Below are 16567 nucleotides of genomic sequence, written 5' to 3' on the forward strand. Positions count from 1 at the left end.
TTGCTGGCTAAGTTTATAACTTGCTGAATAAGTGAATAAGTAAGTATATCAACGATATTAAGGAGCCCTTCTAAATGAGGATCGGGAAAAATTCAGCTAATAGGAAACCATTATTGTTCCTAATCATCCTAGCATTAATACTTGGGATTACCGCTGTCTACCAAATAAATAAGGAACTCCCCGAAGGCTTATCCTATGAAGGGGAAGTCCACCGCGTCAAGGATGTCCGGTTTTTATCTGATTTAACCTACAAGGGGATGGACGGTGAAAAAAAGTACGAGCATGAAATATTCGATACGATCATCAAAAGGATTGGAGAAGCAGAAGAATTCATCGTCCTGGATATGTTTTTATTCAATGGCTATTACAAGGAGGACATGGGCTATCCGGAGATAAGCGAATCGATCAGTGATAAACTTATAGCCCAGAAGAAAAAGCATAAAAACCTTAAGATTGTTTTCATCACGGATGAAATTAATTTGACGTATGGATCCCATAAATCCGGTATTTTAAAGGAACTTCGGGAAAATGACATAAAAGTTATTTTCACCAATCTGGATCCATTGAGAGATTCCAATCCATTGTATACTGCTTTTTGGCGGGTTTTTCTCCAGTGGTTTGGACAATCGGGGGAAGGCTGGATTCCGAATCCGATGGCAAAGAATGCACCTGATGTAACACTTCGCTCCTATCTTGAACTGCTGAACCTGAAGGCTAATCACAGGAAAGTATTCGTCACTGAAAAGACAGCAATCGTGGCATCCGCGAACCCGCATGATGCAAGTGGCTTCCACTCCAATATTGCCTTTGAAACGAGCGGAAATATAATAGGAGACATTTTGGAGTCTGAGCAGGCAGTAATCGACTTCTCAGGCGGCGGCGACCTCCCTGATTACACACCTGTAAAAGAAAAAGGGGATATTAAGGTCCAGATTTTAACAGAAGGGAAAATCCTCAAGCATCTCCTGAACGAGTTGAAAAATACGGGGAAAGGCGATCATATTTGGATAGGCATGTTCTACCTTGCCGAAAGGAAAGTCATCGACGAGATTGACAAGGCCGCAGATCGGGGAGCGAAAATCAATATTATACTTGATCCTAATACCAATGCATTTGGCAACCAGAAATCAGGATTGCCCAACATTCCGGTATCAGAAGAAATAATGGAATTTGGCAGCGAAAATATCAAGATTAAGTGGTACAATGCTGGCCAGGAGCAATATCATACAAAAATGATTTATTTTGACCGGGGAAATAACAGCGTAATACTGGGAGGGTCCGCCAACTTTACAAGAAGGAATCTCGATGATTTAAACCTTGAAACCAACATCAAGATAGCGGCGGGACCTGATACTCAAGTCATCAAAGATGTTGACCAGTATTTCAACAGAATCTGGAATAATGACCGGGTAAAATATACACTGGATTATGAAGAAAATAAGGACAAGATGACGCCATTTAAATATGTAATCTATTGGATTCAAAGAATATTATGGTTTACAAGCTATTAACATAAAGGGCATCCTACGTGGATGTCCTTTTTTATGGTCTAAAATATTCATTCTCATTTACATTATCCTTAAGTACGATATTATTAAGGCGAAGGAAAATGGACTGCATTTATAGAATTAGGATAAAAACCTGAGCGCAATATCAGAATATCTGCACTATAACTTATTACGCCAAGAAGATGGAGATTTTAGATGAAGACTATATTATCAGCCATACAGTGGATGGCGTTTATCATTGCTGGTTCAATCGTTGCACCGATTGCGATCGCCGATTTATTCCAATTGAATGATTTAGAGACGACAGGGCTCGTTCAAAGGACAATGTTTGTTTTGGGCATTTCGAGTCTGCTGCAGGCCCTGTTCGGGCATCGTATGCCAATTAATGAGGGGCCGGCCGGACTATGGTGGGGTGTTTTTACTATATATGCAGGATTGAGTACGACACTGTTTTCCTCCAGCATTGAAACGCTGCAGGCTTTAGAAGGAGCCATGATCATCAGCGGTTTTGTATTCTTCCTGTTAAGTTTATTCAAACTTATCGATAGACTGGCTGTGTTATTCACACCTGTAGTCAGCGGAATATACTTACTATTGCTTGTCATTCAGCTCAGCGGATCCTTCCTGAATGGAATGGCTGGTCTTGGCGGAGGACAAAGCGAAGTCAGCCTCCCAATTGCGTTCTTCAGCTTTACTATGGTTGGGATCACTTTTTATCTGACAAGGCATCATATTAAGTGGGTCAGCCAGTATGCCATTTTAATCAGCCTGGCCGCTGGCTGGGCGCTATTTGAAATTTTTGACCTGGGAAAAGCATACGAACGATACGATGGAGCAAAGATCGCACTTCCGGAAGTTTTTGCATTCGGGAGGCCTGTTTTTGATTCAGGTTTAATTGTGACTTCTATTTTTATAACGTTCCTGTTAATCACCAATATGTTAGCTAGCATAAGGGTTACTGGACAAGTTTTAAAGGACATGGGGGCAGATATTAAGGATTTCCGCTATCGTGCCAGTGGTTTTACAGCCGGAATCAATCAACTGCTTGGAGGGGTGTTCTCGGCGATTGGCTCTGTTCCAATCTCTGGCGCAGCAGGATTTATTTCAACTACTGGTATCACAAGGGTCCTGCCTTTTATCATCAGTTCTTTGTTGATCGTCCTTGCAAGTATGCTGCCACATGTAATGTCTGTGTTTGCGGCACTCCCTGCACCTGTAGGTTACTCCGTTACTTTTGTTATATTCGTAAATATGACCGGGATTGCATTCTCGGAATTTGATCGTGAGAACGATAAAAAAAGGATTCGGGTCGTTATTGGAACCTCCCTCCTGGCCGGTGTAGGGGCAATGTTCATTCCGGGCGAGGCTTTTCGCAATATCCCGCCTGTCCTAGTTTCAATCCTCAATAATGGTCTAATCCTTGGCACGCTGATTGCTGTAGCCGTAGATCAATTCACACTTCAGCAAAAAAAGAGAATGGAGAGATTTAAGGATTGTTAGGCAAGTTGATTTGAGACTGAAGAATAGTACGATAAAATAAAGGGTAGGATCAAATTAATCCTTAGGAGTGATATAATATGGCAATTAAAAATCCAAGCCGTGAAGAAATAGGCCAAATCCTTAAGAAGGCAAAAAGGATTGCAGTTGTCGGATTGAGCGATAATCCGCAGCGGACTTCCTATATGGTATCACAGGCAATGCAGGCAGCAGGCTATGAAATCATCCCTGTCAATCCTACTGTTGATGAGGTTCTTGGAGTTAAAGCTGTTAAAACGCTAAAAGAAATCGAAGGGCACGTGGATATTGTCAATGTGTTCCGCCGTTCAGAATACTTGATGGAGGTTGCGAAAGAATTTGCCGAAATCGATGCGGATGTATACTGGGCGCAGCTCGGTCTTGAAGACGAGGAGGCCTATAATTTCCTAAAAGAAAAAGGGTATACCGTGATCATGGACAGATGCATCAAGGTAGAACATGCTTTAACGAAATAATATGCGCGTGAGGACTTATGTTCTCACGCTTTCCTTTTGTTTCGGCAAATTATCAGCCATAATAAAAGACAGTATAGTTATTGCAAGGCAGGGATTTTGATATGGAGTTTTTAAACAAAGAGCTGGCTCAAGAAATTGTAGACAGGACGATGGGGATCATCGGAAAGAATATCAATATAATGGATAACCGGGGCGTGATCATAGGATCAGGCGACCCAAAACGAATAGATGATGTCCATGAGGGCGCGGTCATTGTAATCAAACAAGGCACGGGTTTTGAAATAACCGAAGAGGAGGCAATAAAGCTCCATGGAGTACGGCCTGGAATAAACCTGCCCATCTTTTTCGATGGCAAAATCATGGGTGTTATTGGTATAACTGGTTCCCCGGATGAAATAAGGAGTTTCGGTGAACTCGTTCGCATGGCTGCTGAGCTAAGCCTTCAGCAAGCGGTTTTGATAAATGAAATCCAATGGGATGAAAGGCTGAAGGAGGAGCTCGTCAGCCAAATCATCCATTCTGAAGGCAAGCATGACTCGCTTTTCCTTGAAAGAGCTATGCGCCTGGGTATTGATCTTGAATTAGCCAGGACAGCAATCGTCATCATGACTCCTGACAGAAAGAAAACATTTGGCTACTTAAAAAGCCGGCTGAAGAAAGATGATTTATTACTGATGCAGCATGACAGGATCGTTGTTTTAAAAGTGGTTCCTCGTGACGACATAGATCATTTCATTAAAAAAATAACAGAAGCATGGCTTAATGGTTTAAGAAAGAATGATAATATTCAAGTGAAAATCGGGGTTGGTCAATACCATGAAGGATTGTCAGGGTTCACAGAGTCCTACAGGCAGGCGGTCCTCACACTGAATTCAGGGTTGAAATTGACCCCCCAGCATGACATTTACTTGTATGAAGATTATTACCTCCCTGTATTTCTTTTAAGTGCTGCTAAAAAAGGGCTGGCGGAAGGGTTGCAGCCATTCTATAAAAATTTGAAAGAAAAGGATGTAAAGGGTGAGCTGACTGAATCTTTAAGAGCACTGATCGAAACAAACAGCGACATGAATAAGGCTTCACAGAAACTATTTGTTCACAGGAACACGCTTCGATACCGCCTTGATAAAATCACAGAAATAACAGGAAAGGATCCACGCAAAACGACTGACCTGCTTCATCTGTATTTGTCGTTTCTTACTAATGAGCTGGAATGAATTGTGCAATTGCACAAAAGATCTGTTCTATTACAGGTCTTTTTTTGATGGTTTGACTAATGCAATAAGAATAGATAGCGCTTACAATTGGGTTACAAAAAAGTTTGGGGAGGAATCACCGTGGATATTCAAGTAAGCGCTTTCGGCGCTATTGTAGCACTAGTAGTAGCTATTTTCCTTATTTTAAAGAAAGTTTCACCAGCATATGGAATGATTGCCGGTGCTTTGATTGGTGGTCTTGTAGGCGGAGTTGATGTCACGAACACTGTTGCGTTGATGATGGAAGGGGCGAAGGGGATCATACCTGCAGTATTAAGAATCCTGGCTGCCGGTGTGCTTGCAGGCGTCCTGATTGAATCAGGTGCTGCTGCCGTAATCGCTGAAACAATTGTTAAGAAGGTCGGGGAAACACGAGCGTTGCTTGCACTGGCCATCGCGACAATGATTTTGACTACTGTTGGGGTATTCGTTGATGTTGCGGTTATCACTGTTGCGCCAATCGCATTGGCAATTGCCAATAAAGCAGGTATTTCTAAAACAGCTATCCTGCTTGCGATGATTGGCGGCGGTAAGGCTGGTAATATTATGTCACCGAATCCGAATGCAATAGCTGCAGCGGATGCGTTCCAAATCCCATTGACTTCTGTAATGGCTGCTGGAATCATACCAGCTGTTTTCGGATTGACCGTTACGTATATTTTAGCAAAGAAGCTAGTCAATAAAGGTTCTATCGTTACAGCTCAAGAAAGTGAAACAACAGTTAAAGGGAAACTTCCGGCAGTAGTCCCAGCAATTGTCGCACCATTAGTAACAATCATTCTGCTTGCACTAAGACCTTTGTTTGATATTAACATCGATCCTATGATCGCCCTGCCAGCAGGGGGGATCGCGGGAGCACTTGCTATGGGACGAATCAGGCATATCAATGACTATGCGGTTGCAGGTCTCGGTAAAATGTCAGGTGTGGCTATTATGCTCCTTGGTACAGGTACACTAGCGGGAATTATCGCTAATTCAGGGTTAAAGGACGTTTTGATTAACAGCCTGGATGCACTTGGTCTTCCAGCATTCGTCCTGGCACCAGTATCGGGTATTTTCATGTCCGCTGCTACTGCTTCGACAACTGCGGGAACAGCAGTTGCTTCCCAGGTATTCGGAACAACCATTTTGGAAATGGGTGTTACTGCATTAGCCGGTGCTGCCATGGTTCACGCTGGTGCCACCGTACTTGACCACCTGCCACACGGAAGCTTTTTCCACGCAACAGGCGGAAGTGTCAACATGGAGATTAAAGAGCGTCTAAAATTGATTCCTTACGAAACAGCAGTCGGTTTAACTCTTGCGATCGTATCGACATTAATCTTTGGTATCTTCAAGTTTTTCGGATAAATAAAAAGGGTCTGGATTTTCAAAGAAGTCCAGACCTTTCATATCAAGTGTATTGATACTCCGTATATGATGAGAGGAGAAACGAGCATGAAAATTGTGATTGCACCAGATTCTTTTAAAGAGAGCCTTACAGCGCTTGAAGTAGCTACAGCGATCGAAAATGGAATGAAAAAAATTCTTCCTGAGGCAAATTTCGTAAAAGTACCCATGGCAGACGGAGGCGAAGGAACTGTTCAATCCCTTGTTGACGCCACAGGCGGGAAAATAATCACGAAAACAGTAACTGGACCACTCGGTACTCCAGTTGATGCATTTTTTGGTATATCCGGCGACGAAAAGACCGCGGTCATAGAGATGGCCGCGGCCTCAGGACTCCATCTTGTACCTCCCGGAGAACGAAACCCGCTGGTTACTACCACTCGGGGAACAGGCGAATTGATTGCTGCGGCTTTGGATTATGGTGTTGAACATATCATCATTGGGATTGGCGGGAGTGCCACTAATGATGGAGGTGCCGGCATGGCAAGAGCCCTTGGGATCATGCTTCTGGATTCAGATGGAAGAGAAATTGGCGAAGGTGGAGGAGCTTTAGATTCTCTTGCTTCAGTCAACATGGATGGAATAGATAAACGGCTGGAAACAGTAAAAATTGATGTTGCCTGCGACGTAGATAATCCATTAACAGGCTTGAGAGGCGCATCACATATATTCGGACCACAAAAGGGTGCAGTACCTGAGATGGTTGAAGTATTGGACAACAACCTCCACCATTTCGCTGAAATTCTCCGTACTGACCTTGGCAAAGATATCGAACCTGTTTCAGGCGCCGGAGCAGCAGGGGGACTTGGCGGCGGGTTGATGGCATTCCTGTCAGCCGAGTTAAAAAGAGGAGTTGACATTGTACTTGATGCTGCCAATCTTGAAACCCACATACTAGATGCTGATTTTGTCATTACTGGTGAAGGCAAGATTGATGGACAGACAATTTTCGGGAAAACTCCTATTGGCGTTGCCAAGACAGCGAAACGACATAATGTACCTGTCATTGCCATCGCAGGAAATGTAGCCTCGGACAGTGAGGTAGTCCACGAGCATGGGATCGACGCTGTGTTCAGCATAATACCAGGTGTTATTTCTCTAGATGACGCATTTAAAAACGCACACACATATGTCGAAAGAATGGCAGCAAATATCGCATCCGTAATCAAACTAAGCAAATAAACGAATAATAAATAAACATGAAAACCGCGTGCTGCAAGATCAGCATCGCGGTTTTCATGTTTAAAAAGGTTGGTAATAGAATAAATATAATTAAAACTTATGTAAAAAATAAAAAAGCACCCTTAAGGTGGTTTTAGGTTTTAGGTTTTAGATATTTGTAATAAAGATATGTACATAGTAAAATGAATGATGGCAGTTATTAGACAAGGTTTTACATGCACAAAGATTCTAATATAACAATAACACAAATTAAAGTTGTAGTCAAGTATAAGAGCAGAGCTTTGAGTTTGGGAGTGATTTTCGTGGAAGAAAAGCAGCTTAAAGATTTAGGAATAGAACAGGAACGTGTCGATTCCATCATTCAGGAAATTGATAAAAAAGCAGAAAAATGGAATGAAAGTTCAAGTGATGTAGGCTCAGATGCTCTTCAAATCAGAAAAACCTTCTGGGAGGATGTTACGGTTAACTTCGATGAAGCTGATGATGTAGCGGAAACCTTCACGAGTATTAAACAGCAGGCCGCTCTTTTATCAGAACGTGAGCGGACACAATCACAAATGATCAAGCAGCTGCAAACATTATCACGCCTAAGGTTTTCACCTTACTTCGGCAGAGTCGATTTTAAAGAAGATGGGGAAAAAGAAGCTGAGAGGATATACTTGGGCATTGCAACCCTAATGGATGAAAAGGAAGAAAACTTCCTGATTTATGACTGGAGAGCGCCAATTTCGGGTCTTTATTACGACTACTCCCCCGGTCCCGCACAATATAAAACAGAAACAGATATCATTGAAGGATCAATGGAGTTAAAACGCCAGTTCGTTATTAAAGGCGGCAAAATCAAAGCAATGTTTGAAACCGGGGTAACAATTGGTGACGAAATGCTTCAGGAAGTCCTGGGCAACAATGCCGATACCCAGATGAAAACGATTGTGGCAACGATTCAGAAGGAACAGAACCAAATAATCCGCAATGACTCAAGCAGCCTTGTTGTTGTCCAGGGTGTGGCCGGGAGCGGCAAAACTTCTGCAGCCATGCAGCGGGTTGCTTATTTACTTTATAAGTACAGGAATATCATTACATCAGAAAATATTATGTTATTCTCACCAAATCCGCTTTTTAATAGCTATGTTGCAACGGTATTGCCTGAGCTTGGCGAGGAAAATATGCAGCAAGCTACCTTCCAGGAATATCTTTCAACTCGTTTTGGCTCGGATTATCAACTTGAAGATCCTTTTGAGCAGATGGAATTCCTTCTTGAGGCAGAAAAAAATGAAAGTTATTTTGACAGGATAGAAAGCATTCGCTTTAAGGCAAGTTTGGAATTTAAAGAATTATTGGATCAGTACGCCGGGAAACTTTCCAGGGAGACTCTTGTTTTTAAGAGTTTGGGGTTAAATAAACGGGCGATCATATCCAAGAAGGATATAGCGGCTTACTATGGCTCACTCGACAGCAATATTTCAATTCCGAATAGAGTTCAGCTTGTTAAGGAATGGCTGCTAAAGGAACTTAAGAAAAAAGCAAAAGCCGAATTGTCCCAGGAATGGGTGGAAAAAGAGATTCAATTCCTTGAAAAGGAAGATTACTTGGAGGCCTTCAAACAAAGTCAGCAAAAACAGGGAGGATCGGATGATACCTTCCATGATTATGACCGTGAGCAGCAGTGGCTCTCGGAAATGGTAGTCAAAAGACGTTTTAAGCCTTTGTTCAATGCGGTAAAAAGATTGAAATTCATTAATATCAGAGCCATATACAAGAATTTCTTCAAGGATGGACAGCTTAAAACTGCCTCAATGCCTAAAAATTGGACTGTCTCTTGTGAACAAGCCATCAGTAATTTAGAAAACAGATATATAGCATATGAGGACGCGACTCCTTTTCTGTACCTTCAAGACTTGATTGAAGGAAGGAAATCGAATACTTCGATACGCCACGTGTTCATTGATGAAGCACAGGATTACACACCTTTCCAGTTTGCCTATATAAAAATGATGTTTCCATACAGCAAGATGACTTTGTTAGGGGATATTAACCAGGCGATTTACTCGGGACCAACAGGCGCACCCACTATTCTTGCTGAATCAGCTCTTGAATTTGGGGAAAAGGAACTTTACAGGCTTACGAAGACATACCGGTCAACGAAACAAATTGTTGAATTTACCCGCCAATTGATCGAGGGAGGAGATATGATTGAGCCTTTCAATCGTACGGGACCTAAGCCGGTTATCGTTCAAAGCCTTGAAGGCAGCGATCATAATCTAAAGGTAAATGATATTATTTCCGATTTACAGAAATCAGGACATAAAAATATCGCGGTTATTTGCAAAACTGCCAGAGAGAGCAAAGCAGCTTTCGAGGAAGTGAAAAAAGCGTATGACGCGAGATTGATCGAAAAAGGCACATTGACGTTTGAAAATGGTATCAATGTTGTACCGACATACCTGGCAAAAGGGATTGAATTCGACGCAGTGATTATTTACGATTCATCGTCCTATACAAGAACTGAAGAAAGGAAATTGTTATATACCGCCTGCACACGGGCCATGCATGAGCTGTATGTCCTTTCTAAAGGAAGGCTTAGTCCGCTTCTTCAACAGGTAGATGAACAACTATATAATCTGGTCTGACAGCAACAAGCCGCCAAATATCAATGGCGGCTTGTTGTTTTATGGATTAATCATTATCTGAGCCATTCAAACAATGACTTCTCTCGTTTGCTGTGGCTTGGTTGTTCTCTGCCTGCTTCCTGCAGTGCTGAATTCACATCAATTAAGCCATTTCCATAGTTACTATCTTTCCCTTGTTCCCCAAGATCGATCGCGGAATTCTTTATGATTCTAATCACTTGAGAACTGCTTAAGTCGGTGTTGGCAGATTTAATTAAAGCAGCAAGGCCAGCGACATGCGGTGCAGCCATTGATGTCCCGGAAAGGGCAGCATATTGCTTGTTAAAATAAGTGCTGGGAATATAAACACCTGGAGCAGCAATATCAATATAATCCCCGTAGTTTGAAAAGCTTGCTTTGTTCCCATTATAATCAACTGCAGAAACACTCAATACTTCAGGATATGCAGAAGGATAGGTCGGCTGGTCTGAACCATCATTGCCAGCTGCAGAAACCATGACTACATTTTTCTTATAGGCATAACGTACAGATTCTTCAAGAACCTTTGAAGGCTGGTAATTGCCAAGGCTAAGATTGATCACATCCGCTCCATGGTCGACAGCCCAGACAATCCCTTTAGCGATATCGAATGTTGTGCCATAGCCTTTTGCACCCATCGCTTTTATGGGCATGATTTTACTGAACCATGTCATGCCGGCCACACCTTCGTTATTGTTCGTTTCTGAAGCAATTATTCCTGCTACATGGGTTCCATGCCCGTTGTCATCATCCGGTTCGGATTTTTCATCAATCACGTTATAGCCTTTAACAAGGCGGTTCCTTAAATCGGGATGGTCCAAATCAACACCTGTATCGACGATCGCTATTTCAATATCTTCATTTCCGCGGGTTACCTTCCATCCTTGTTCAGTACCTATGACTGGCAAATTCCATTGATAATTTTCCTGGTAGAGCAGGTCATTGGGACCGATCACTTCATTTTGCATCAAGATAAAGTTGGGCTCAGCATATTCAATATTTTTTCTCTGGTTAAAATACTCGATCATTTCCGGCGTTTCCATCACCGTTGACCTGAAAATATATATTGAGTTTAGATGCTTGATGACCCAGCCTTTAATATCACGTGTAATTTCTTCTAATTCCTCTACACTTGGTTCGTTAACAAAATCAACTGTGGCTTCATGATCATAATAGTGGCTTGTATCCTTTTTGTTATGAAAAATCAGTGTGACTTCTTCTTGTGTGTCGAGTTGATTCTTGACTTCCTCACCCATCTTCACGTTATTAACTTTTGCCATAGACTCTGTTAACATAATTTGCTGTCCCGAGGAATGGGTTCTTGCTCCATGCCCTGTTTGATAATCGTCATTCCTGAACACCCCGCCGGCAGTAAGGGCGAGAAGAAGGATGAATGACAACCCAAGAATAAACACCTTCGTTCTTCTCATAAATAAAAGGCCTCCGTAAAATGTATTTGTTCTTATGTTGCAGTACTACTGAAAAAATTAACGGCGGAAATCTCTGGGAGTTTAAAAGCCCGGTAATTGTGGAAGGGTGAAGGAGATTTATTTCTCTATGGGAGTGAATATACAACAAAAAAATGACATGAAAGCTTCACATTAGTCCCCAAATAACCGATTTTTTATGACAAAATTCCAATTAATTCTTGAATTCCGTTTGCCAAATCCCAATTAATCGCTACAATTAAGCATAGACGCCATTCTTATGGTAAAATAACTAAGAGAACAACTGTTCTGATACTGAAAAAGGAGATAAGAACCTAGTCCTTTTTCAACGGTTCTTTTCGTTAACGTGTTGTTTCACAAGCTAAAGAAACAGGTTATCCATTTAAAGAACACAGTTTCGAAGCCTAAATACGCTGGAGTAGACATTTTATACGAAAAGCAACTATCAATACGAAAACAGCCTTATTTAAAAAAGACGAATACTTAACGAATTCATTGACACTATACATAAAAACCGTCAATGTTGTTTGCAAGAAACGAAAGGGGTATGTTTGTGGCAAGAAATCAGCAAGCTTTTGATTATAATGATGATGCCATACAGGTACTTGAAGGCCTAGAAGCGGTTCGCAAAAGGCCGGGTATGTATATCGGCAGCACGGATACACGGGGACTTCATCACCTCGTATTTGAAATCGTTGATAACTCTGTAGACGAAGCACTTGGCGGCTACGGCAGTCAAATCATTGTCAAAATCCATAAAGATAATTCCATCAGTGTACAGGATAAAGGCCGAGGCATGCCAACGGGGATGCACAAGCTTGGAAAACCGACTCCAGAGGTGATCCTTACTGTCCTGCACGCAGGGGGAAAGTTTGGTCAGGGCGGATATAAAACGAGCGGCGGACTTCATGGTGTAGGTGCCTCCGTTGTAAACGCATTATCAGAATGGCTGGTTGTAACCATAAAACGTGATGGTTTTGTCTATGAACAGCGTTTTGAAAATGGCGGAAAACCAGTGACTACGCTCGAAAAGATCGGAAAAACCAACCAATCAGGAACGATAATCCACTTTAAACCTGACCCGGCAATTTTCTCTACGCTAACCTATAACTATGATACCCTCTCGGAACGTCTTAGAGAGTCTGCCTTTTTATTAAAAGGATTGAAAATAGATTTAATCGATGAGCGTAATGATGTAAAAGATGTTTTCCATTATGAGACTGGAATCCAGGCATTTGTTGAATACTTGAACGAAGAAAAAGATGTGATGCATCCAGTTGTCAGCTTTGAAGGTGTGTACAGCAACATAGAAGTGGAGTTTGCCTTCCAATTTAATGATGGGTACTCAGAGAATGTGCTCTCATTCGTCAACAATGTCCGGACAAAAGATGGCGGTACACATGAAGCTGGGGCCAAAACAGCGATGACGAGAGTATTCAATGAATATGCCCGAAAGGTTGGTTTGCTCAAGGAGAAGGACAAGAACCTTGATGGTGCTGACATTCGGGAAGGATTGGCCGGCATCGTCTCCGTGCGAATCCCTGAAGAGCTGCTGCAATTTGAAGGCCAGACAAAGGGAAAGCTGGGGACAAGTGAAGCCAGGTCCGCGGTTGATTCTGTCGTTTCAGAACATCTGTCATATTTCCTTGAGGAAAATCCTGATATCAGTACATTGCTGATCCGAAAGTCCATCAAGGCTTACCAGGCACGTGAAGCTGCCCGAAAAGCGCGCGAAGATGCAAGAAGCGGGAAGAAGAGAAAGAGATCAGATGCAGTGCTGTCTGGCAAACTGACTCCAGCACAATCAAAGAACCCTGCAAAAAATGAATTATACCTGGTAGAGGGTGATTCCGCTGGTGGTTCTGCCAAACAAGGGCGTGACAGGAAGTTCCAGGCTGTGCTGCCATTGCGCGGTAAAGTCATCAACACGGAAAAAGCAAAGCTGCAGGACATTTTCAAAAACGAAGAAATTAATACGATCATCCACGCGATTGGTGCCGGTGTTGGTTCAGACTTCAATGTAGAAGACATCAACTATGACAAAATAGTCATCATGACGGATGCTGATACCGACGGTGCCCATATCCAGGTGCTGTTACTGACATTCTTTTACCGTTATATGAAACCGTTAATTGAAGCTGGCAAGGTATTCATTGCATTGCCGCCTTTATATAAGGTCAGCAAGGGAACGGGTAAAAAAGAAATTATCGAATATGCCTGGAGCGACGATGAGCTGAAGGACGCGATGAAAAAGGTCGGCAAAGGCTATATTATCCAGCGTTATAAGGGTCTTGGGGAAATGAATGCCGACCAGCTTTGGGAAACGACAATGGATCCCGAGACAAGAACGTTAATCCGAGTGCGTATTGATGATGCAGCAAGAGCGGAGCGAAGAGTGACGACCCTTATGGGGGATAAGGTAGAACCACGCAGAAAGTGGATTGAATCAAATGTGGCGTTCGGCCTGGAGGAAGATGGGAACATCCTTGAAAATGAAAATATCTCAGTTGCAGAGGAGGTTGCTGACGAATGAGTTCAGTAGAAAAATTTCGTGACCTCCCTTTAGAAGACGTATTGGGCGACCGTTTCGGCCGCTATAGTAAATATATAATCCAGGAACGTGCACTCCCTGACGCAAGGGACGGACTAAAGCCTGTTCAACGCAGGATTTTGTACGCTATGCACGTGGAAGGAAATACAAGTGAAAAAGGCTTCCGTAAATCGGCAAAGACAGTCGGTAACGTAATTGGTAACTACCACCCTCACGGTGATTCCTCTGTTTATGAAGCCATGGTCCGTATGAGCCAGGATTGGAAAGTGCGGAACTATCTTGTGGAGATGCACGGGAACAACGGAAGCATCGACGGTGACCCTCCGGCTGCGATGCGTTATACAGAAGCAAGATTGTCGGCCATCGCCGGCGAACTATTAAGGGATATCGAGAAAAGGACAGTCGAGTTCATTCCGAATTTTGATGATACCTCAAGTGAGCCTACGGTGCTTCCTGCGATGTTCCCTAACTTGCTGGTCAATGGTTCAACAGGAATATCAGCGGGTTATGCGACTGATATTCCTCCCCATAACTTAGCGGAAGTAATTGATGGGGTCATCATGAGGATGGATAACCCTGCATGTACTGTGGAAGATCTGATGCAAGTCATAAAAGGCCCGGATTTCCCGACAGGAGGAATCATACAGGGAATCGAGGGTATGACTAAAGCATATAAAACCGGCAAAGGTAAGATCATCGTTCGCGGCAAAGCTGAAATTGAAGACATCCGCGGCGGCAAGCAGCAAATTGCAATCACAGAAGTTCCCTATGAAATCAATAAAGCCACTCTGGTAAAACGTATTGATGAATTTCGACTGGACCGTAAAGTGGAAGGCATTGCAGAAGTACGTGATGAGACCGACCGCACAGGGCTACGTGTTGTAATCGAACTGAAAAAAGAAGCGGATGCAAATGGTGTGTTGAACTACCTCTACAAGAACAGCGATTTGCAGATTACGTATAACTTCAATATGGTAGCCATCAACAAGAAAAGACCTGTACTGATGGGGCTTGCCGAGTTGCTTGATGCTTATATTGACCACCAGAAGGATGTTGTGACAAAGCGTTCGCAATATGACCTTCAAAAAGCTCGTGACCGTCAGCATATCGTCGAAGGGCTTATAAAAGCTTTATCGATTCTTGACCAGGTAATCGCAACGATCCGGGCGTCAAAAGATAAACGTGACGCCAAGGATAATTTAATTAAGAAATTTGAATTCACCGAGGTCCAGGCTGAAGCGATTGTATCCTTGCAATTATACCGCCTGACGAATACCGATATTACTGCGCTTCAAGCCGAGGCAGAAGAGCTAGCCAAGAAAGTAGAGGAGCTTACCGCTATTCTCGGCAGTGAGAAAAAGTTATTATCTGTCATTAAAAAGGAACTGAAGGATGTCAAAAAGCGGTTCTCGGATGAACGCAGAACAAAAATCGAGGAAGAGATTGAGGAAATCAAGATTAACCTTGAAGTTCTGATTGCAAGCGAGGATGTCATCGTAACTGTGACGAAGGATGGGTACGTTAAACGAACCAGCCAAAGATCATATGCCGCCTCCAATGGGCAGGATTTTGCGATGAAGGACACGGATAGGCTTTTATCACAGTTGAATATGAATACAAAGGATGTCCTGCTGTTGTTCACGAATAAAGGCAGCTTCCTATATTTGCCTGTCCATGAGCTGCCTGACATACGTTGGAAAGATCTTGGCCAGCATGTAGCAAACCTTGTGCCGTTAGACCGGGATGAAGAGATCATAAAAGCTGTCCCTGTCACGGATTTCGAACAAAATTCTTTCTTTGTATTTGTGACCAGGAATGGCATGGTAAAGAAATCCGAATTAAACCTTTATAAAGCACAGCGTTACTCCAAGCCGCTAACCGCGATCAATGTGAAAGGTGACGACCGTGTCATCGATGTACATGTAACCAATGGTGAGAAGGATTTATTCCTCGCATCACATCTCGGCTATGGTCTGTGGTTCAGCGAAGAAGAAATCAGTCCAATTGGGGTAAGGGCAGCTGGTGTAAAGGGGATGAACCTGAAGGATGGGGATTATGTTGTCGGCGGGAAAATTCTCGACAACAATCAAAGCCATTCTATTGTCATAGCTACCCAGCGTGGTGCCGTTAAAAAAATGAAGCTGTCTGAGTTCGAGAAAACTTCCCGGGCGAAACGCGGTGTTGTCATGCTGCGTGAATTGAAAGCAAATCCTCACCGTATTATTGGTATGGACGCAGTCAAGGACGATGAAGAATTATTCTTCCAGTCAGAAAAACAGCATATTGTTTCAGTAAAAGCTTCAGAATTAAGGTTTAGCGATCGATATACAAATGGATCCTTCCTTGTGGATGAAAGTGAAACTGGAAAGCTTACAGGAATCTGGAAAAGCGAGAATGAACAAGCAAAAGACTCTCAATAATACCAATTCCAACAAAAAACACAGTGAATTTGCTGTGTTTTTTGTTTTTCTTAACATAATCAGGGTAATAGGTAGGTAACTTCCTGTCTTTCTGAGGCAAATCTGATAATGGGAGTGAAGTACCATTGTAAAGCGATTACAATTTTGGTACATTAAAAACTATATTGAAATAACTTT

Annotated in this window: 10 protein-coding genes; 9 read left to right on the forward strand and 1 reads right to left on the reverse strand. The window is 42.7% G+C overall.

The annotated features are described in order from the left end of the window. The first annotated feature begins 74 nt into the window (after positions 1-74). From J7I80_RS17765 to helD, 7 genes are all read left to right on the forward strand, one after another. Positions 75-1511, forward strand: coding sequence for a phospholipase D family protein (locus J7I80_RS17765; protein WP_214739985.1), 1437 nt, complete (start codon positions 75-77; stop codon positions 1509-1511). A gap of 192 nt (positions 1512-1703) precedes the next feature. Beyond that, positions 1704-3008 (forward strand): purine/pyrimidine permease, encoded by a 1305-nt coding sequence (locus J7I80_RS17770; protein ID WP_214739987.1) that lies wholly within the window; start codon positions 1704-1706, stop codon positions 3006-3008. 77 nt (positions 3009-3085) lie between these two features. Next, complete coding sequence (locus tag J7I80_RS17775; RefSeq protein WP_214739989.1) at positions 3086-3499, forward strand: CoA-binding protein; 414 nt, start codon at positions 3086-3088, stop codon at positions 3497-3499. A gap of 101 nt (positions 3500-3600) precedes the next feature. Continuing rightward, positions 3601-4713 (forward strand): sugar diacid recognition domain-containing protein, encoded by a 1113-nt coding sequence (locus J7I80_RS17780; protein ID WP_214739991.1) that lies wholly within the window; start codon positions 3601-3603, stop codon positions 4711-4713. A gap of 120 nt (positions 4714-4833) precedes the next feature. After that, positions 4834-6102, forward strand: a complete 1269-nt coding sequence (locus J7I80_RS17785) for a GntP family permease (RefSeq protein ID WP_214739993.1) — start codon at positions 4834-4836, stop codon at positions 6100-6102. A gap of 87 nt (positions 6103-6189) precedes the next feature. Next, a complete protein-coding gene (locus tag J7I80_RS17790) occupies positions 6190-7323 on the forward strand; it encodes a glycerate kinase (protein ID WP_214739994.1) in 1134 nt (377 codons plus the stop codon). Positions 7324-7625: 302 nt separating this feature from the next. Beyond that, on the forward strand, positions 7626-9953 hold the full coding sequence (gene helD / locus J7I80_RS17795) for an RNA polymerase recycling motor HelD (protein ID WP_353050132.1): 2328 nt from the start codon (positions 7626-7628) through the stop codon (positions 9951-9953). A gap of 53 nt (positions 9954-10006) precedes the next feature. Here helD and J7I80_RS17800 read toward each other — a convergent pair whose 3' ends face one another. Further along, complete coding sequence (locus J7I80_RS17800; RefSeq protein WP_214739998.1) at positions 10007-11401, reverse strand: S8 family peptidase; 1395 nt, start codon at positions 11399-11401, stop codon at positions 10007-10009. A 571-nt stretch (positions 11402-11972) separates the two neighbouring features. Between J7I80_RS17800 and parE the strand changes: the two genes are divergently transcribed. Together parE and parC are read left to right on the forward strand one after the other, a co-directional pair. Next, positions 11973-13952, forward strand: coding sequence for a DNA topoisomerase IV subunit B (gene parE / locus J7I80_RS17805; RefSeq protein ID WP_214740000.1), 1980 nt, complete (start codon positions 11973-11975; stop codon positions 13950-13952). Further along, positions 13949-16390, forward strand: coding sequence for a DNA topoisomerase IV subunit A (gene parC / locus J7I80_RS17810; RefSeq protein WP_214740002.1), 2442 nt, complete (start codon positions 13949-13951; stop codon positions 16388-16390). Before parE ends, parC begins: the two co-directional genes overlap by 4 nt. Positions 16391-16567 lie beyond the last annotated feature (177 nt).

This window comes from Bacillus sp. ISL-41, from assembly GCF_018613235.1.
Lineage (GTDB): Bacteria > Bacillota > Bacilli > Bacillales > Cytobacillaceae > Mesobacillus.

What these genes read in the sequence shown, in the direction of transcription:
- J7I80_RS17775 (WP_214739989.1), top strand. Translation starts at nt 3,086, where the DNA reads ATGGCAATTAAAAATCCAAGCCGTGAAGAAATAGGCCAAATCCTTAAG.
- J7I80_RS17765 (WP_214739985.1), top strand. Translation starts at nt 75, where the DNA reads ATGAGGATCGGGAAAAATTCAGCTAATAGGAAACCATTATTGTTCCTA.
- J7I80_RS17780 (WP_214739991.1), top strand. Translation starts at nt 3,601, where the DNA reads ATGGAGTTTTTAAACAAAGAGCTGGCTCAAGAAATTGTAGACAGGACG.
- parC (WP_214740002.1), top strand. Translation starts at nt 13,949, where the DNA reads ATGAGTTCAGTAGAAAAATTTCGTGACCTCCCTTTAGAAGACGTATTG.
- J7I80_RS17800 (WP_214739998.1), bottom strand. Translation starts at nt 11,401, where the DNA reads ATGAGAAGAACGAAGGTGTTTATTCTTGGGTTGTCATTCATCCTTCTT.
- J7I80_RS17790 (WP_214739994.1), top strand. Translation starts at nt 6,190, where the DNA reads ATGAAAATTGTGATTGCACCAGATTCTTTTAAAGAGAGCCTTACAGCG.
- J7I80_RS17770 (WP_214739987.1), top strand. Translation starts at nt 1,704, where the DNA reads ATGAAGACTATATTATCAGCCATACAGTGGATGGCGTTTATCATTGCT.